We start from the raw sequence: 19,177 nt of genomic DNA, 5'->3' as shown, positions 1-19,177 counted from the left end.
GTAAGACCCCTTAAAGACGATAAGGTAGATAGGTCAGGAGTGTAAGCATGGTGACATGTTAAGCGGACTGATACTAATAGGTCGAGGGCTTGACCGAAAAGGCAAGCGAGCTTGAAAGAAGAAAAACTACTGTCTGGTTTTGAGTGTCCTGAAGACACTTGAAAAGAAGAATCTGGTAATGATAGCATGATGGACACACCTGTACCCATTCCGAACACAGAAGTTAAGCATCATCGCGGCGAAGATAGTACATTGTGCGAAAATAGCTCGTTGCCAGTTCCTTCTTTTTTTTATGTTTTTTATCCATCAAAAAAAAGTTCTCCTGTATGAGAACTTTTATAACATATTTTCTAATTCTTTTAAATCATGGATAATATAATCAATTTTTATGGATGTTTTATCATGTTGTGGATTATACCAACATGTATCAATTTGTGCATTTATACCGCCTTGCATATCACTTGTAAGAGAATCACCGATAATAAGTGCTTTATCTTTATCAAAGTGTTCAATATGTCTAAAACAGTAATCAAAAAACTCAATTTTAGGTTTTTGATACCCAATTTCTTCAGAGATAAAAATATCTTTAAAATATTTATTTAAATCTAATAACTTTAAACGATTATATTGCGTACTAGCCACACCATTTGTCACAACATAAAGATCATATTTTTTAGAAAGATATTCTAATATTTCAATGGCATGTTTAATCAAATAGGCACCATGCGCTAAATTCCATTGATATTCATCTTCAAAGGCTACACCATCTTCTTCAATTCCAAGTTCATTAAATAATTTAACAAAGCGCGTATAAACTACTGTTTTTTTATCAATTAATCCTAATTCAAAATCTTTCCATAATTTTGAATTTATTTCTTCATAAATTTCAAATATTTCTGATGTTAATTCTAAATGATGATCACTAAATGTTTTATGCATAGCATAGTCTTCAGCTTTTTTAAAATCAAGTAAAGTACCATCTATATCAAATAAAAGTGTTTTATATTCTTTCATAAATTCCTCCTAGGTCTTTATTATATAGAAAAGTTTAAAAAAATAAATAAAAAAGTGTATACACCATAAATAATCAGTTAAATATTATTTATAAAATAACTTATTACTTTTTTTGAATTTTTGTTATATATTTAGATAAGATATTTTACTATATTTTTATGAAAGAAAGGAGATGTAAAATGGGCATTTTTTTAGCGATAGACCTTAAATCATTTTATGCTTCTGTCGAATGTATTGAAAAAGGTTATGATCCTTTAGATACAAATCTTGTAGTTGCTGATGCTAGCAGGACAGAAAAAACAATTTGTCTAGCTGTTTCTCCTTCTTTAAAGAAATATGGTATTTCAGGTAGAGCAAGATTATTTGAAGTAATCCAAACCATTAACAGAGAAAATAATAAAAGGCTAAAAGAAAGTCATTATTTTAATGGTGAATCATGCTTAGAAAGTAAACTCCAAAAAAATAAACATTTAAAAATAGCTTATGAAATAGCAACTCCAAGAATGTCCCATTATATGAAGTGGAGCCAAGAAATATATAAAATTTATCTTAAATATGTTTCTCCTGAAGACATTCATGTTTATTCAATTGATGAAGTTTTTATGGATATAACACATTATACTCACATTTATCAAAAAACACCTAAAGAGTTAGCTTCCCAAATTTTAAGTGATATTTATGAAACAACTGGTCTTATAGCGACAGCAGGAATTGGTACGAATTTATATTTATGTAAAGTCGCAATGGATATAGTTGCTAAGCATATAAACAAAGATGATAATGGGCAACGTATTGCCTTACTTAATGAAGAAAGATATCGAAAGTATTTATGGAATCATCGTCCAATCACTGATTTTTGGCGAGTAGGGAAAGGATATGCTAAAAAATTAGAAAAAGAAGGACTTTATACAATGGGAGATATCGCAAAATGTTCACAAGGTACAGAGAATGAATATTATAATGAAAAACTTCTTTATGATTTATTTGGTGTTAATGCTGAGTTACTTATTGACCATGCATGGGGTTATGAATCATGTACAATGAAAGATATTAAAAATTATAAACCCGAAAGAAATAGTGTTGGAACAGGTCAGGTATTAAGTTGTCCTTATAATTTTGAAAAAACAAAATTGATTGTTAAAGAAATGTTAGATCTGTTAGCACTTGATTTAGTAGAAAAAGGATTAGTAACCAATCAAATTGTTTTAACGATTGGTTATGATAAAGATAATGAATATCATGGAGAAATGATGATCGATCGTTATAATCGAAAGATTCCTAAACATGCACGTGGAACAATCAATTTAGAGCGTTACACTTCATCATCAAAATTGATAATTAAAGAAGTAATAAAGAAATTTGATGAAATAGTAAATAGGAATTTAATGGTTAAAAGAATCAATATTTCAGCATCCAATGTTTTATATGAAGATAAAGTAAAAGATATGATTTATCATCGACAATTGAATTTATTTACAAACCATCAAAATATAAATCAAAAAGATGAAAAAGAAGCTTTAGAAAAAGAAAAAAATTTACAAAAAGCAACTCTTAAAATCAAACAAAAATATGGTAAAAATGCAATTCTTAAAGGAATGAATTTAGAAGAAGGAGCAACAACAAGAGAAAGAAATGAAATTATAGGGGGACATAAAGCGTAATGGCCACAATAAAAAATATTCATGATTATAGTGATATCATAAATCTTCCTTATAAAAAATCTAAAAAGTATAAACATATGTCTCAAAAAGATCGTGCAGCACAGTTTGCTCCTTTTGCTGCTCTTACAGGACATAAACAACTTATTCAAGAAACCCAAAGGCTAACAGAAGATAAAAAGGAGCTTGATGAAAATAAAAAAAGTATTTTAAATCAAAAATTACTTTATTTTATAGAAACTAAAGAAAAGATAAAAATTACTTACTTCAAAAAAGATCAAAAAAAATCAGGTGGAGATTATTTGACGACCATTCAAAGAATAAAAAAGATAGATTCAATTTATAAAACAATTACTCTTCAAAATGGTCAAATTATTAAAATGGAAGACATTTATGAAATCGAACAATAGGTCATATTCGTTGAATCTATTATTTATTAGAGATATAATATTTGTAAGAAAGAAGGGGTGAATATGAAGGATATGAACGCATTAAATCATAAGTTACAAACCATGACAAGAAAGGAGTTAGGGGCAATTTGTAAATCACATAATTGTAAAATCAATGATGATAATTTATCGATTGCTTTACATTTGATGAAGAATAATCCTTCATCAATCCTAATCGAAGAATATCAAATTATATTTCTTATTGAATTAAAAAAAGAAACTTCTAAAGAAATATCAGATGAATTCAAAGATATCTTAAAACATGATTTCATTCATGAAATCGAATTACTTCATTAATAGCACATAAGTGCTATTTTTGTTTAATCAAAATGCTATTTATATGCTATAATGATGAAAATTGAGGAGAAATTTATGAAAAAAATTGAAAATACCGTTATAGGTTTTATTTTGATCATTATTGGAGTTATTATCGGACTAAATGCTTTTCATATTACAAATATAGATTTATTCTTTGATGGATGGTGGACGTTATTTATTATTGTTCCTTGTTTTTTTGGTTTATTTAAAGATCAAGATAAAACAGGAAACATCATAGGTTTGATTGTAGGTATCTATTTATTACTTTATTGTCAAGGATTAATAAATTTTCAATTTGCATGGAAATTAGTGGTTCCTGTTATCTTTGTATTAATAGGATTGAAAATGATTTTTAAAGATACTTTTAATAAAAAGAAATCTCATCAAAATATTTATGATAATCAGTTATATACAGGTGGAAATTATGATGTTACTTTTAATGGATTGATATTAGATTTATCAAAGGCTTATTTAAATGAGGAAACAAACATTACGATTTCAACTTTGTTTGGTGGGGTTGATTTATATTTGCCAGATGATGTAAATATTCAAATACAATCATCTAATTTTTTAGGTGGTGTCGATCTTCATAAAAGAGAAAATAAAATAGAAAATACAAAAGTTATTTATCTTAATGCACGTTGTATTTTTGGTGGTATAAATATTAAATAAAAGGAGTTAATAGAATGGAAAGAAATTATCCAGAGATTATTATTTCAGATGAAGGTGTTACTTGGCTTGATAAAGGCCAAATGTGGATGTATAAAAATAATTTAGAACAATGTGATCCTCAAATAAAAAATGGTGAACTTGTTGATATTGTTACAAATAAAGGAAGATATTTAGGAACAGGTTTTATTTCTTTAAAAAGTCATATTACGGTACGTATTTTATCTAAAGATAGAAAAGAAATAATTGATCATGAATTTTTTAAAAAGAGAATTCAACAAGCTTATGATTTTAGAAAAACTGTTGAAGGAGATAATTTATCTAATTGTCGTTTAATTTTTGGAGAAGCTGATTTATTACCTGGACTTGTGATAGATCGTTATAATGATATTTTAGTAAGTCAAATCAGTTCTTATGGTTTAGAACAAATTAAAGATATGATTTATGAAATTGTTTTAGATGTCTTAAAAGCAGATGGAGAAGATGTTAAAGGTATTTATGAAAGAAATGATATCCAAATTAGAACTAAAGAAGGTTTAGAACAATATAAAGGCTATTATAAAAATAAAGATTTACCTACACAAACAATTATTAATGAAAATGGTTTATTATTACACGTAGATGTTGAAAATGGACAAAAAACAGGATATTTTTTAGATCAAAAATCAAATCGTTATCTACTTAGAAAAATTGCTCATGGAAAACGTGTCGTTGACTGTTTTAGTCATACAGGTGGTTTTGCCTTAAATGCTGCTATGGGAAATGCTAGTCATGTTGTTTCTGTTGATGTTTCTAAAACAGCATTAGATCAAGGCTTTCAAAATGCTAAACTTAATCATTTAGAAGAAAAAATTGATTTTGTACAAGCAGATGTCTTTGATTATTTAGATGAATTAAAAGAAAATGAATTTGATATAATTGTTTTAGATCCACCCGCATTTACGAAATCAAGAAGAACTGTTCAAAAAGCTTATAATGGTTATAAAAGAATCAATAAACAAGCAATGAAAGTTTTAAAAAATGGAGGATATCTTATTACATGTAGTTGTTCACGTTTTATGGAAACAGCTAATTTTGAAAAAATGTTAAGAGAAGCTGCAAGTGAAGCAGGCGTTGTTTTAAAACAAGTTTCTGTTACTCAACAAAATGCAGATCATCCTATTTTATGGACAATGGAAGAAACATCTTATTTAAAATTCTATATTTTCCAAATTATTTAAGAGTTAGATTTTTTCTGACTCTTTTCTAAATTATTTCCTTGGAAATAATTTATTGCAACAAAATAACAGAAAGAATATAATACATATTGGGTGAAAAAGATGGACAAAAGTACAAATGCGGTTGCTTATGCACCGGGATATTATATTCGAGATATACTTACAACTTTAAATATCTCTTATAACGATTTTGCACAAAAGATGGATATGAATCTAGATGAAGTGACACAACTTATTTTAGGGGAATGTGAACTTAATGAAGAAATTGCTAAAAAATTAGAAGCTTTTTTTCATGTAGAAGCATCACGTTGGCTTACTTTAGAAAAGCAATATCGTATGACAAAGAAATGATTTCATTTCTTTTTTCTTTGCTAAAATATGCTTTATAAGCATAATATTATCTACAATAAAAGTATTGGAATAATAAAAATAAAGAAGATAAAATATCACTATACATTTAAGTTATAGTAGATTACACAATTATTATTGTACATCTTGAATTAAAAGAAATAGAATAGTAAACAGGAGGGATAATATGAAGAAAAAGAAAACATTTGATATGTTAAATGGTTCTATTTGGAACAAGCTCATACTTTTTGCTTTACCATTAGCAGCAAGTAGTATTTTACAACAATTATTTAATGCAGCAGATGTTGCTGTTGTCGGAAGTTTTGCAGGAAGTGGGGCATTAGCTGCCGTTGGAGCAAATGGGCCAATCATTAATTTACTTGTTAACTCATTTGTAGGGTTATCAATAGGTGCTAATGTTGTTATTGCATCATTTATAGGACAAAATGATGAAAAGAGAACATCACTTGCAGCACATACTTCAATTTTAATGTCGGTGATTATTGGAATTGTTTTATTGTTTGTAGGATTCTTTTTCGCAAGACCTATTTTAGAGTTGATGTCAACACCAGATGATATTATTAATCTTGCAGAAGTATATTTAAAAATTTATTTTATTGGGGTTCCTTTTGTCATGCTCTATAACTTTGCTGCAGCTGTTTTAAGAAGTAAAGGAGATACTCAAAGACCACTTATTGCATTATTTATTGGTGGAGTCATTAACGTTATTTTAAATTTATTCTTTGTTGTTGTTTTACATATGTCTGTAGAAGGAGTAGCTATTGGAACTGTTGTTTCTAATATCTTTAGTTCTATGATGTTACTTTATTGGTTAATGCATGAAACAGATGCTTTAAGAATTGATTTAAAACAATTAAAAATCAATGATCGAATCTTAAAAAGAATTGCAAAAATTGGGGTACCTGCTGGTTTACAAGGCATGGTCTTTTCTATTTCGAATGTCTGTATTCAATCATCATTAAATGCTTTAGGTTCAGATGCCATTGCAGCCAGTTCAGCAGCTTTAAACTATGAATATTTTGCTTATTATATATTAAGTTCATTTGCTCAAGCTGCGGTTACATTTATTGGACAAAATTATAGTGCTAAAAAATATGACCGTTGTAAAAAGATTACACTTCAATCTTTCTTATTAGGGGGAGCAACAACAATGGTTGCTTGTATGATATTTGTAATTTTTGATCATTTCTTTATTAGTTTCTTTACATCAGATGTTTCAGTAGCTAGTTTAGCTTATACAAGATTGAAAATCATTTTACCATTCCAATTCCTTAACATGTCAATTGAAGTTTTCTCAAGTGTAATGAGAGGTGTTGGTTATTCTAGTGTTCCAGCAGGTATTTGTGTTGCGGGAATTTGTGGAGTAAGACTTGCTTACTTATATACAATTTATCCATCAATTGCCTCATACGATCATTTATTAATCATTTATCCAATTAGTTGGTTTGTTACTGTGTTAGCACTAGCACTTGTTTATTTCATTCATGTACGCCCAAAAGTTTATCATCATCAAGCAGCAAATTAAGGCTGCTTTTCTTATCTCTACGATGCGTTTGTTTACATTTTGTATGAATATACATAAAATGCAAGTGAGGTGAAAGTTATGAATCAAGAAAAAATAGGGAATTTTATTGCTCAAAGAAGAAAAGATAAAAAGCTTACACAAGCTAAGCTTGCAAGCTATTTAGGAATTAGTGATCGTACAATTTCTAAATGGGAAAGAGGGAAGGGTCTACCAGATCCTATGTATATGTTAGAACTCTGTCGAATATTGGATATTTCAGTCAATGAGCTGTTAACGGGAGAATTTATCGAAGAAAGAAATTACCAACAAAAGGCAGAAGATAATTTATTGATGATGGCAGGTCAAGAAGTAAAACAAACAAAGAAAATGTTCTTTTATGAAAATGTTATTGGCATTGGTTCAACGAGTATCTTTTTGATTTTAATTTTTATGTCTGTTTATTTTGTTGAAAACAGTGTATTAAAAATCATCTTGTTTATCTTAAGCTTTATCTTTTTGATTATTGGTGTATCAGTTGCTTTAAAAATAGAAACAGAAGAAGGCTATTATGAATGTCAAAAATGTCATCATAAATATATTCCAAGCTATCAACAAGTTTATTTTGCAATGCATTATGGAAGAACAAGATATATGAAATGTCCACATTGTCAAAAAAGAAGTTGGCAAAAAAAGATTTATTCAAAATAAAAATTCGTTATAATAAAGATATAAAAAGAAAAGGAATTTGAAAGATGAATAAACATGTAGAAAAAGCAAAAGAATTAAGAAATGCTACACCCATGGTTCATAATTGTGCACAAACAATTATGGAAGTTTATGCCGATGATTTAGGAATCAATAAAGAACTTGCTAATCATTTGGGATGTAACTTTGGCGGTGGTATGAAATGTGGGAGCGTCTGTGGTGCTATTACCAGTGGTTTAATGATTTTAGGAGCAAAAGGAATTGATTCACCAGCAAAAGTGAACCAATTTATAAAAACAATTTCTAATAATCATCATGGACTTATTAATTGTGCAGATTTACTTAAAGAAAATGCTAAAAATGGTGGACAAAAGAAACCTCATTGTGATGGGATGATTCAAGAAGTAATCGAACTTATTGATCAAATGGAGAAAGAAAATGATTGAAGAAATTGAACAAGGCATGATTTTATATACTCAAGGAAATAAAATCAAACATGATGTTGCTCATTTTTTAAAAGTGCATCAATATGCACGTCTTATTGGAAAATTAGAGCATTTAGAAAAAAGAGAACAAGAAATACTCGAAGTAGCTGCTATTGTTCATGATATAGCTTGTCCAATGTGTCGTGAAAAATATGGAAATTCTGCAGGATATTTACAAGAACAAGAAGGACCAGCTTTAGTAAAAGATTTCTTAAAAAATTATTCTTTAGATAAAGCTTTTATTGAACGTGTGGCTTATTTAGTAGGACATCATCATACGTATAAAGATGTAGATGGTTTAGATTATCAAATTTTATTAGAAGCTGACTTTTTAGTAAATGGTGATGAATCGAATTTAACTAAAGAAGCTATCGAAAAAATGAAAAAGAATGTTTTTAAAACAAAAACAGGAATAGAACTATTAAATCATATTTTTGAATTATAAAATATGTTATAATGAAAGTCCTTGGCAGGGGCGTGAAAAAGCAATGTGAAAACATTGTTTTTTCTTTTTAAGAAATAATTTTGTTTTTTATAAAGGCTTTGTTATAATAGTCGCAAAGGTAGGTAGAAAAATGTATAAATTAATAGCATTAGATTTAGATGGAACATTAACAGATAAAAATAAAAATATTTTAGAAGAAACAAAACAAGAACTTATTAAATTAGCACAAAAAGGTGTTATTATTGTTTTAGCTTCTGGAAGACCAACAGCTGGTATCTTTAAAGAAGCAAAAGAATTAACTTTAGATCAAGTAGGAGGATATTTATTATCTTTCAATGGAGCAAGAGTATTAGATTATAAAACAAATGAAGTTGTCTATGAACAAACATTATCAAGTGAAATAGCACATGAAATGTATGATCGAGCAAAAGCCTTTGGTTTATCTCCGCTTACATACAATGCAACTGAAATCATTACAGAAGATATAGGAGATCATTGGATTCAATTAGAAAGCTTTACAACAAAAATGAATATTAAACATGTTCAAGATTTTAAAAAAGAAGTGAACTTTGATGTCAATAAAGTATTAATTACTGGAGAACCAGCATATGTTGCTCAAATTCTAGATGACTTTAAAAAACCTTATGAAGGTAAAATGTCTATTTATAGAAGTGATCCTTATTTTATTGAATGTATGGCAAATGGAATTGATAAAGCTGCTTCTTTAGATGTTTTATGTAAGAAATTAGGAATTAAACAAGAAGAAACAGTTGCTTTTGGTGATGGTTATAATGATTTATCATTAATTGAATATTGTGGATATGGTGTTGCTATGGAAAATGCTGTAGATGAAGTAAAAGAAAGAGCAAACTACATTACTTTATCTAACAATGATAATGGAATTGCTTATTGTTTAAAACAATTAGAAGAAAAAGGACTTATTTAAACTCTTAAGAAATTAAGAGTTTTTTAAAATGATAAAAAAACAAATCGCTTTTCATAGCACAGAAATAGAAGAAATGTATACCCTTTATCAACAAGCATTTCCAAAAAATGAACAAATGGATTTAACTCGATTATTTGATGAATTACATTTAGGCGCTATTTATGGTTATTATCAAGAAAATCAACTTGTAGGTTTTGCTATTTTATGTATTCAAAGTCAAATAGCGCATATTTTATATCTTGCTGTAAAAAAAGAATATCGTGATCAAGGTATAGGAAGCTATATTCTTAATGATCTAGCAAAACAATATGATTCTAAAAAGATTATTGTAGATATTGAAAAAATTAAAGATACTTCTAATAAAGAACAAAGAATAAAAAGAAAACAATTTTATTTAAAAAATGATTTTAAAGAAACAGATGTCTTTTATACTTGGCAAGGAGAAGATTATGTTATTTTAAGTAAAAATGGAATTGTTCAAAAAAAAGAATTTTGGAATTTTTGGGATTCCTTAAAGAAGGAGAAAAAATGAAGTTAGTTGCACCTAAACTATCCTATATAGAAAAAACAAGTTTTGAAGAATGTTTAAAAAAAATGAAATTTCAAGATGTTCATATTGATCAAAATATTCAACAAAGAACAATAATTCAAGATTTAACTTTTGATGGTTGTCTCTTTGAAAATATTGATTTTACTAAAGTTTCATTAAAGCATCTTGATTTAATAGATGTTACTTTTGATAAATGTGATCTATCAAATCAAAATTTTGATCATCAATATTTAAATCGTGTACAATTTAAAAACTGTAAATTAACAGGAACTTCTTTTATTGAAACAAATTTAAAAGATGTTTTATTTGATCATTGTCAGGGACGTTATAGTAATTTATCATCAAGTCAATTGTTAAATGTTATGTTTGATCATTGTGATTTACAAGAAGCATCATTTTATGATGCAAACTTTAAAAAAATACAATTTAATGAAACAAATTTAATACAAAGTGAACTTGCTTCATTACATCATAAAGGATTAGATTTATCTACATGTCAAATACAAGGGGCAATGTTTGATCTAGCAAGTTTAAAAGGATTGATTATTAATGATTTTCAAGCTGTAGATTTAATAGGGATCCTTGGTGTTAAAGTAAAATAAAAATGTTGTCATTTGGCAACATTTTTATGCTATATAAGCAAGTAATAATTTTAAAGTATTTTCTACAGCTTGAAGATGTGTTCTTTCCATACCATGACTAGCTGCTACACCTGGGCCAATTAAAGCGCCTTTAATATTTTGACCACCACGTAAAGCGGCTGAAACATCACTGCTGTAATAAGGATAAATATCAATAGCGTATTGTAACTGATGTGTACTTGCAAGTTCAATGAGTTTAGAAGTTAAATCATAATCATAAGGGCCACTACCATCTTTAGCACAAATACTGACATCATATTCACTACAAGCTAAATCTTCACCAATACACCCCATATCTACAGCAATCAATTCATCAATATTAGGATGAATATAACTACTTCCGTGTCCTACTTCTTCATAAGTAGAAATAATAATAATGAGATTATGTTTGGGTTTAATATGATTATTAGCTAAATGCTTAAGCATTCCAAATAAAATAGCGACAGATATTTTATCATCTAAAAAACGTGATTTAATAAAACCAGATTCTGTAATTTCAGTTTTAGGATCATAAGCAATATAATCACCATTTTGAATACCTAAAGCTTGTACATCTTCTTTATTTTTAACTACTTCATCAATTCTTACATGCATATTTTCACAATCTCTTGGTGCACTTTTAGCATCTTTATAAACATGAACAGCAGGATAATTAGAAAGAATTGTTCCTGTATAACATTGACCATCTCTTGTATGAATACGACAATATTCACCATCCAATGTAGGAATAATTGGACCACCAACATTTGTAAAAGCTAATGTACCATCACTTTTAATACTTCTTACCATTAATCCTAAAGTATCAACATGTCCACAAAAACCAATCGTATAATCATCTTGACCTTCAACATAAATTTCAAGATTTCCTTTATGCGTTTTCTTTGTTTGAAAACCTAACTTTTCAGCTTCTTTTTGACAATAGTGAATTACTTTCTTACTATAGCCAGAAGGGCTATCTATTGCCATAATATCCTTTAAAAAATCTAATATATATTTATTCATATCAATTCCTCCATAGGTATTATAACATATTAAATTGTATCTATTTTTATACATTTTAATTGACAAGTATGTTGGACTTTGTTATTCTTGAAAAGACAAAATAGAAGAATTGGTAGAGGTGCATGAATCAAGAGTAATTGTTGATAATGTTTGGTGACAGTCAACAATGAAAGGGAAACGTGCCGAAGAAAATAACAGCACCAAATGTTATTTATCTGGGAAATTATAAAATATATAATTTCTTGTCACTTTTTAGTGGAGAGCTATCTTGTATGTAAAGTACTTTGATATTCTCAAGGTACTTTTTTTATGGAGGAAAAGAATGAATTATGTAAAGACAATATGGGCTTTATTACCGCCTGTAATCGCAATTATTTTTGCTTTAAAAACAAAAGAAGTTTATATTTCATTACTCATTGGAGTTGTTTCAGGAACTTTATTACTGACAAATTTTCATCTTGTTGAAAGTTTAAATTTATTGTTTGATACAGTTGTTAATTGTTTAAGTAAACCTTCTAATATTGGAATTTTAATATTTTTAGTAATGTTAGGAATTATTGTAACTTTAATGACTAAAAGTGGAGGAAGTCAAGCTTATGGAAAATGGGCTAAAAAGAAGATGAAATCTTCTAAACAATCTTTGTTTTCTACTTTTATTTTAGGCGTTGTTATCTTTGTTGATGATTACTTTAACTGTTTAACAGTTGGAAGTGTTATGCGTGAAATTACAGATGAATTTAAAGTTTCAAGAGCAATGCTTGCCTATATTATTGATAGTACGGCAGCACCTGTTTGTATTATTGCACCTATTTCATCATGGGCTGCAGCTGTAAGTGGTTATACCTCAGGGGATGGTTTTCAATTATTTTTAAATACAATTCCTTTTAATCTTTATGCTCTTTTAACAATTGTCATGGTTTGTTATGTTATTGGCAGTGAGTTTCATTTTGGAAAGATGAAAAAACATGAATTAGCTGCTCAAAATGGCGATGTTTGTTTTGGGGATGATTCTTATCAGACAAATGAAGAAATTTCTTATAATCAAAAGGGGAAAGTTCTAGATTTGATTTTACCTGTTATTGTTTTAATTATGAGTTGTATTATTGGGATGATTTATACTGGGGGATTCTTTGATGGAAAAGATTTAATTACTGCTTTTAGTCAATGTGATGCTTCAAGAGGGCTTGTTTATGGTACATTTGTTACTTTGATCTTTGTCTTTATTTTATATATTCCAAGAAAAATTATTTCTTATAATGAATTTGTAGAATGTATTCCTGAAGGTTTTAAAGCAATGGTTCCGTCTATTTTGATTTTGGTTCTTGCATGGTCTTTAGGAGATTTAGTTTCTAATCAGTTACAAGCAGGAGCATTTGTTTATAATACGTTACAATCTGCTTCTATTTCAACAGCTATTTTACCAGCATGTTTATTTATTGTTGGGGCAGGTCTTTCTTTTTCAACAGGGACATCTTGGGGAACTTTTGGTATTTTGATTCCGATGGCAACTTCTTTATTTCCAGAAGGATCAACAATGTTGGTGATTTCCATTGCTTCCATTCTTGCAGGTGCCGTTTGTGGTGATCATATTTCACCTATTTCAGATACGACAATTATGGCTTCTACAGGGGCAAAGTGTAATCATCTTTATCATGTAACCACTCAAATTCCATATGCCTTAGTTGTCGCAAGTGCTTGTTTTATAGGATATCTTGTTGCTGGATTTACACAAAATGTATTATTAACACTATTTGTTGCTTTTGTTTCATTAAGCATCATTATTTTTGTAATTCGTCTTTATCAAAAAAAGAGTTCATAAAAACATTTGAACATCAAAATATATTGTGGTATAGTGTTGCGGGTGATAAAAATGAAAAAGAGTAAGATATCTTTAATAATGAAAATCATTGCAGTAGTCGCATCTCTTTATGGAATGTTACAATCATTAGATCATTGGATGTTTTTTACGTATTTTACGAATTTATCCAATATCTTTATAGATATTATGTTAGTGATCTTCATTATTTATGATCTAAAAAAAGTAAAATATATACCACAAGGGATGTACCTTATTAAATTTATGGCAACGATTTCCATTACATTAACGTTCTTTGTTTATATGTTGTTACTTGCACCAACGAATAGTCAAGGATTTATTGGTGCCTATTTAAATAATGGAGCAGGAAGTTTATGTGTACATTTTATTACACCAGTTCTTGCTATTATTGATTTTCTATTATTTAGTGAACACTATAGACCAGATGAAAAACATGTTTATTATTCAGTAGTACCACCACTTGTTTATGTAGGTTATGTGATTGTTTTAGGAAATGTTTTTCATATAAGATGGTACAAGGATATGTTGGCTCCTTATAATTTTTTAAATTATGGTGCACCAACAGGATGGTTTGGATTTGATTTATCTTTATTAGGTTCAAAAACATTAGGTATTGGAACTTTCTATATGATTGTTGTTTTATTAATTATTTTTATTGGTTTAGGTACTTTATTTTTAAAATTAAAGAGAACAAAGAAAGATTTATATTAATCTTTGTTAGAATAATTAAAAGATTGTAATAATTTGGGATTACCCCTTTTATTACAATTTTTTTGTTATGATACACAGGCAAAAATGATATTATTTTAGTTTTTTGAAAAAAACAAAAGAAAAAATTGAATTGTGATAAGATAGTAAGGATTTATAGAGGGGGAAATTTATGGATATCATGGTTGTCTTTCAAACAATGTTAAAATTGTTTTTATTACTTATTTTAGGATTTGTTTTATTTAAATGTCATATTTTTGATGAATATACAAATAAAAAAATATCAGCTTTAATTGTCAATGTTGCTTCACCAATGTTGATTATTAGTTCTATTGCGGGGGTTGAAGGAAGTAATAAAAGTATTGTCTTTTTAATGATAGGTGCAGGTATTTTAATGTATATCGGTTTTATTATTTTAGGGAAAATCATTAATCGAATCTTTCCATTTCCTAAAAAAGATTGGCCTGTTTATGAATGTATGGTCGTTTTTGCGAATACAGGATTTATGGGATATCCTGTTTTATTAGATGTTTTTGGACAAGAAGCTGTTTTCTATGCATCACTTATTCATATGGCTTTTAACTTTTTTGTGTATACATACGCTATTATGTGTCTAACAAAAGGAGACGATAGTGAATTTAAATTAAATTTTAAACAATTATTAACACCAGGAATTATTTTGATTTTTGTAGGAATATTTATTTACTTATTCGATATTCAACTTCCTAGTGTACTTATGGATACGATTAATAGTGTTGGTTCACTTACAGCTCCACTTTCAATGATGATGATTGGTTCATCATTAGCTGTTTATCCTATTAAAGATAGTTTTACAGATTGGCGTAGTTATGTCTTTGCTTTTGTTCGTTTAATGATTGTTCCTTTTGTAACAATGATCATGTGTCGTTTATTACACATTGATGCTTATTATGCTAATATTACAATTATTACAAATGCGATGCCAGTAGGATCAATGGTTTTAATGCTGGCAACACAATATAATGCAAATGTAAAAATCGTTACAAGAAATATTGTTGTTTCAACTTTATTATCAGTGATTACAATTCCAATTGTTGTCGCAACAATGTTATTATAGGAGAAAAATATGAATTATAAAATTTATGATCAATTGCCTCAAGAAGCAAAAAAAAATAGAATTAAAGTTTTTATGGAAGAACAAGGATTTAAAGATGAATTTGATGATTTAGATGAAGTATGTAAACATCTTGTTGTTTTTGATCATCAAAAAGCAATTGGAACGTGTCGCTATTATTATGATGATCCTTTACAAGCAAATGTTATTGGAAGAATAGCAGTGATTAAAGAATATAGAGGTAAAAAGGTAGGACAATATATTGTTAAAACTGCTTGTTCTTTAATTCAAGGAAATGTTTGTTTACATGCGCAATTACAAGCTAAACCTTTTTATGAAAAATTAGGCTTTAAAGCTTATGGTGAAATAGATTATGATGAATTTTGTCCACATACTTGGATGAAAAAAGAGATGTGAAAACATCTTTTTATTATGTCAATAATTGACAATTGAAAGAGCTTACGCTACAATTTAGACAAAGGAGACACATAGTCTCATTATTTAATGATTTAATATGGTACAATAAGTCTCAATTAAGAAAAAGAAAGGAAAAATTCAAATGAAAATCAAAAAAATATTTTTATCAATGTTGTTGATGATCGTAGCTATATGCTTTTGTCCAACAAAAGTATTTGCGACAAGTACGATAGAAAGAACAACAACATTAGACGTAAGCAAATTTATTCAAGATGAGGAAAATAAAGAAGAAGGATGGAGTTGGAATTCAACTACAAATACATTAACATTAACAAATGTGAATTTTAATACGGGTGATAACATGAGCATTGTTTTACCATCTGATAGAGATATACATATTGTATCAAATGGAAATAACAAGCTTATATCTAGCAAAACAGTCATTTATGGCAAAAAGGATGGTCCGGGATTTATTATATTTGGTGGCAATGGATTATTAGAATTAAACTCTAAGAAAGAATTACCAACAATAGATGCTAATGATCTTTTATTTGAAAGTGGAACAGTTAATGCTATTGGAGGCAGCATAATTACTATGCAAACTATAAAAGTTGACGGTGGATATGTCAAAGTTGATACCTCACAGGTAAGTGACGATGGTTGGACAGATGGACTCTATGCATGTGGAAGTATCGAAATATCTAGTGGGACAGTAGATATTATTTCAAACAGAGTAGGTATATTTGCTACAGGAACAGGACATCCAAATCCAACGACAGGAATAAAGATAACTGGAGGGAATATTGATGTATCAGCCAAATTATATGGAATGTGTTCAGGAAATAATACATACAAAAAAGACGTTTACATTGAAACAACAGGTACAATAGATTTTAAAGACAGTTCAATAGGTATAGCGTTGGCAAATGGAAATTTAACAATAAAAAAAGGAAACATTATTTTAAAAGAAGGCAACCAATTATATGTGAATTCTAAAAGTAACACGCAAGGAACAGTAACAATTGAAAAAGCTGATTATACAAAAGTTAATGAAGCAAAATCAAAAGTACCAGCTGATTTAAGCGTTTATACGGATGAATCGGTAAAAGCATTACAAGATGCTTTAGCAGCTGTTGTAGAAGATAAGGATGTTACTGAACAAATTGCTGTTAATGGTTATGCAACATCAATTGAAAATGCTATTGTAGGTTTAAAATATAAACCTGCTGACTATACAAAAGTCAATGAAGCAAAAGCTAAAGTACCAAATGATTTAAATATCTATACAGATGAAACAGTAAAGACATTAAAAGATGCTCTTGCTTTAGTAGAAGAAGGAAAGAATATTACGGAACAAACAACAGTAGATGGTTATGCAGATGCAATTAATAAAGCTATTGAAGGACTTGTAAAGAAAAATATTTCTTATAAAGTTATTGAAGGTGAAGGAGAAACTTTTGTTAAAGAAAGTGGAAAAGATATTTCAATAAGAATAGATCATGAATATACAGAAAATGTAAAAGTAGAAGTAGATGATCAAGAAGTTGATAAAGTACATTATAAAGTAACAAAAGGTTCTACAATTATTACTTTTGATGATATGTATTTAAATACACTTGCTGTAGGAACACATCATGTAAAAGTAACATTTAAAGATGGTTATGCAACAACAACTTTAATCATTAAAGAACAAACAAAAGATAATAATGAAAAGAAAGATACCATATCAAATAATCAAGAAAATGTAAAAGCTGAAAATAAACAAGAAGTTAAAAAGGTAAATACAGGTGATAATACAAATATTATAGGTATTACTTTATTATTGGTAGGAAGTTTGATAGTTTTAATTTATTTAAATAAAAAGAAAACAGCTTAATTAAGAAGATATCGTCATAGTAGGCGATATCTTTTATTAGGTATATTAATAGATATAAAAAATCTTTGACAAATAAATGATGAAGTGGTTTAATACAAATAAATACAGTGAAAAGAAGTAGTAGATGATCAAAACATAAGTAGAGAGCTTTTGGTTGGTGAAAAAAAGTTATGTTTGATGATTGAATTCCTCTTGGAGTAGAGTATTGAAGTAAGTAGATATCTCCGGGAACACCCGTTAACGTGTATGAGTATGTAGGTACTTAGTAAGGTTATTATTGTGAAATAATAACGAAGTAAGGTGGTAACGCGATGGTCTCTTTCGTCCTTATGGGATGAAGAGACTTTTTTATTAATATATGGGGGAAATAAAAATGGAAAAAAGAATTACAGGACATACAGAATTATTAGGTTTAGTAGCAACACCAATTAGACATTCTAAATCACCAGTGATGCACAATGCTGCTTGTCGTGCTTTAGGATTAGATTATGCTTATTTAGCTTTTGATATTCAACCAGATCAATTAGAAGATGCGGTTAAAGGTTTCAAAGCTTTAAATGTAAGAGGATGGAATGTATCTATGCCTTATAAAACAACAATTGGACAATATTTAGATCATATTACACCAATTGCTAAAATGTGTGGCGCTATTAATACTGTTATTAATGATCATGGTGTTTTAACTGGAACTATTACAGATGGAACAGGTTATATGACAGCTTTAAAAGATCAAGGAATTGATATTATTGGTAAAAAGATGACAATTGTTGGTGCAGGTGGAGCAGCTACTGCAATCGTCATGCAAGCTGCATTAGATGGTGTTAAAGAAATTAGTATTTTTAACATTAAAGATGCTTCATGGGAACGTGCTTTAGAAAATGTAGAAAAAATCAATTCACAAACTCAATGTAAAGCACAATTATTTGATTTAAATGATCATGAAACATTAAGAAAAGAAATCAATGAGTCAGTTATTTTTACAAATGCAACAAATGTAGGTATGGGTAAATTAGAAGGGAAAATGGTTTTACCAGATACTTCTTATTTAAGAAAAGATTTAATTGTTTCAGATGTTATTTATATGCCAGAAAAAACAAAATTATTAGAAGAAGCTGAAAAAATAGGATGTAAAACAATTAATGGTCTAGGAATGATGCTTTATCAAGGAGCTGCTTCATTTAAATTATGGACAGATCAAGATATGCCAATTGATGTTGTAAAAGAAGCTTTAGACTTTTAAAATGTTATGCAGTGCATAGCATTTTTTTATTTGA

The 19,177-nt window shown here is 28.4% G+C and carries 21 protein-coding genes, 2 rRNA genes, 1 riboswitch and 1 other annotated feature; of the genes, 21 read left to right on the top strand and 2 right to left on the bottom strand.

Going from position 1 to position 19,177, the window contains the following annotated elements; all coding sequences use genetic code 11:
- Positions 1-97: ribosomal RNA gene (locus C7U54_RS10350) — 23S ribosomal RNA — on the top strand; the annotation flags it as partial.
- Positions 98-171: 74 nt separating this feature from the next.
- Positions 172-279 (top strand): 5S ribosomal RNA (gene rrf / locus C7U54_RS10345).
- Between the two features lie 57 nt (positions 280-336).
- Here the strand turns inward: rrf and C7U54_RS10340 are convergent.
- Positions 337-1,014 (bottom strand): YjjG family noncanonical pyrimidine nucleotidase, encoded by a 678-nt coding sequence (locus tag C7U54_RS10340; RefSeq protein WP_107030251.1) that lies wholly within the window; start codon positions 1,012-1,014, stop codon positions 337-339.
- Between the two features lie 179 nt (positions 1,015-1,193).
- On the opposite strand from C7U54_RS10340, the gene C7U54_RS10335 reads away from it, so the two are divergent.
- From C7U54_RS10335 to C7U54_RS10275, 13 genes are all read left to right on the top strand, one after another.
- Positions 1,194-2,675 (top strand): Y-family DNA polymerase, encoded by a 1,482-nt coding sequence (locus C7U54_RS10335; protein WP_230311164.1) that lies wholly within the window; start codon positions 1,194-1,196, stop codon positions 2,673-2,675.
- Positions 2,675-3,082 carry a YolD-like family protein gene (locus C7U54_RS10330; RefSeq protein WP_107030249.1) on the top strand — a complete coding sequence of 136 codons (408 nt, stop codon included), beginning with the start codon at positions 2,675-2,677 and terminating at the stop codon, positions 3,080-3,082. The genes C7U54_RS10335 and C7U54_RS10330 overlap by 1 nt, the downstream gene beginning before the upstream one ends.
- A gap of 63 nt (positions 3,083-3,145) precedes the next feature.
- The gene (locus C7U54_RS10325) at positions 3,146-3,418 is read left to right on the top strand and encodes a DUF2624 family protein (RefSeq protein ID WP_022002332.1); all 273 of its coding nucleotides are present in this window, start codon (positions 3,146-3,148) and stop codon (positions 3,416-3,418) included.
- Positions 3,419-3,493: 75 nt separating this feature from the next.
- Complete coding sequence (locus tag C7U54_RS10320) at positions 3,494-4,111, top strand: LiaF transmembrane domain-containing protein (RefSeq protein ID WP_162297511.1); 618 nt, start codon at positions 3,494-3,496, stop codon at positions 4,109-4,111.
- Positions 4,112-4,125: 14 nt separating this feature from the next.
- Complete coding sequence (locus C7U54_RS10315; protein ID WP_107030247.1) at positions 4,126-5,328, top strand: class I SAM-dependent rRNA methyltransferase; 1,203 nt, start codon at positions 4,126-4,128, stop codon at positions 5,326-5,328.
- Positions 5,329-5,427: 99 nt separating this feature from the next.
- Positions 5,428-5,676: a helix-turn-helix transcriptional regulator gene (locus C7U54_RS10310; protein WP_022002329.1), complete on the top strand. Its 249-nt coding sequence runs from the start codon at positions 5,428-5,430 to the stop codon at positions 5,674-5,676.
- A gap of 184 nt (positions 5,677-5,860) precedes the next feature.
- A complete protein-coding gene (locus C7U54_RS10305; protein ID WP_022002328.1) occupies positions 5,861-7,219 on the top strand; it encodes an MATE family efflux transporter in 1,359 nt (452 codons plus the stop codon).
- 78 nt (positions 7,220-7,297) lie between these two features.
- Positions 7,298-7,906: a helix-turn-helix domain-containing protein gene (locus C7U54_RS10300; protein ID WP_022002327.1), complete on the top strand. Its 609-nt coding sequence runs from the start codon at positions 7,298-7,300 to the stop codon at positions 7,904-7,906.
- A 44-nt stretch (positions 7,907-7,950) separates the two neighbouring features.
- Complete coding sequence (locus C7U54_RS10295) at positions 7,951-8,349, top strand: C-GCAxxG-C-C family protein (protein ID WP_022002326.1); 399 nt, start codon at positions 7,951-7,953, stop codon at positions 8,347-8,349.
- Entirely contained in the window at positions 8,342-8,833 is a 492-nt protein-coding gene (locus C7U54_RS10290) for an HD domain-containing protein (RefSeq protein ID WP_022002325.1), read from the top strand. Before C7U54_RS10295 ends, C7U54_RS10290 begins: the two co-directional genes overlap by 8 nt.
- A 130-nt stretch (positions 8,834-8,963) precedes the next feature.
- Positions 8,964-9,779: a Cof-type HAD-IIB family hydrolase gene (locus tag C7U54_RS10285; RefSeq protein WP_022002324.1), complete on the top strand. Its 816-nt coding sequence runs from the start codon at positions 8,964-8,966 to the stop codon at positions 9,777-9,779.
- Positions 9,780-9,807: 28 nt separating this feature from the next.
- The gene (locus C7U54_RS10280) at positions 9,808-10,311 is read left to right on the top strand and encodes a GNAT family N-acetyltransferase (RefSeq protein ID WP_107030246.1); all 504 of its coding nucleotides are present in this window, start codon (positions 9,808-9,810) and stop codon (positions 10,309-10,311) included.
- The gene (locus tag C7U54_RS10275; RefSeq protein ID WP_022002322.1) at positions 10,308-10,931 is read left to right on the top strand and encodes a pentapeptide repeat-containing protein; all 624 of its coding nucleotides are present in this window, start codon (positions 10,308-10,310) and stop codon (positions 10,929-10,931) included. The genes C7U54_RS10280 and C7U54_RS10275 overlap by 4 nt, the downstream gene beginning before the upstream one ends.
- A gap of 24 nt (positions 10,932-10,955) precedes the next feature.
- Here C7U54_RS10275 and C7U54_RS10270 read toward each other — a convergent pair whose 3' ends face one another.
- Entirely contained in the window at positions 10,956-11,972 is a 1,017-nt protein-coding gene (locus tag C7U54_RS10270) for a M42 family metallopeptidase (RefSeq protein ID WP_107030245.1), read from the bottom strand.
- Between the two features lie 105 nt (positions 11,973-12,077).
- A riboswitch (Lysine riboswitch) is annotated at positions 12,078-12,246 on the top strand.
- A 48-nt stretch (positions 12,247-12,294) separates the two neighbouring features.
- On the opposite strand from C7U54_RS10270, the gene C7U54_RS10265 reads away from it, so the two are divergent.
- From C7U54_RS10265 to C7U54_RS10240, 6 genes are all read left to right on the top strand, one after another.
- The gene (locus tag C7U54_RS10265; RefSeq protein ID WP_022002320.1) at positions 12,295-13,791 is read left to right on the top strand and encodes a Na+/H+ antiporter NhaC family protein; all 1,497 of its coding nucleotides are present in this window, start codon (positions 12,295-12,297) and stop codon (positions 13,789-13,791) included.
- Between the two features lie 51 nt (positions 13,792-13,842).
- Positions 13,843-14,520, top strand: a complete 678-nt coding sequence (locus C7U54_RS10260) for a Pr6Pr family membrane protein (RefSeq protein ID WP_107030244.1) — start codon at positions 13,843-13,845, stop codon at positions 14,518-14,520.
- A gap of 169 nt (positions 14,521-14,689) precedes the next feature.
- On the top strand, positions 14,690-15,613 hold the full coding sequence (locus C7U54_RS10255) for an AEC family transporter (protein ID WP_022002318.1): 924 nt from the start codon (positions 14,690-14,692) through the stop codon (positions 15,611-15,613).
- A gap of 9 nt (positions 15,614-15,622) precedes the next feature.
- Entirely contained in the window at positions 15,623-16,027 is a 405-nt protein-coding gene (locus tag C7U54_RS10250) for a GNAT family N-acetyltransferase (protein ID WP_107030243.1), read from the top strand.
- A gap of 142 nt (positions 16,028-16,169) precedes the next feature.
- Positions 16,170-17,903 (top strand): carbohydrate-binding domain-containing protein, encoded by a 1,734-nt coding sequence (locus C7U54_RS10245; protein ID WP_107030242.1) that lies wholly within the window; start codon positions 16,170-16,172, stop codon positions 17,901-17,903.
- 98 nt (positions 17,904-18,001) lie between these two features.
- Positions 18,002-18,235, top strand: a binding site (T-box leader).
- Between the two features lie 41 nt (positions 18,236-18,276).
- Complete coding sequence (locus C7U54_RS10240; protein WP_107030241.1) at positions 18,277-19,143, top strand: shikimate dehydrogenase; 867 nt, start codon at positions 18,277-18,279, stop codon at positions 19,141-19,143.
- The last annotated feature ends 34 nt before the right edge of the window (positions 19,144-19,177 follow it).

It is taken from the genome of Faecalibacillus intestinalis (genome assembly GCF_003024685.1).
GTDB lineage: Bacteria > Bacillota_I > Bacilli_A > Erysipelotrichales > Coprobacillaceae > Faecalibacillus > Faecalibacillus intestinalis.
Note: the sequence above shows the minus strand (reverse complement) of the source record. Positions and strands in the feature narration are given on the sequence as shown.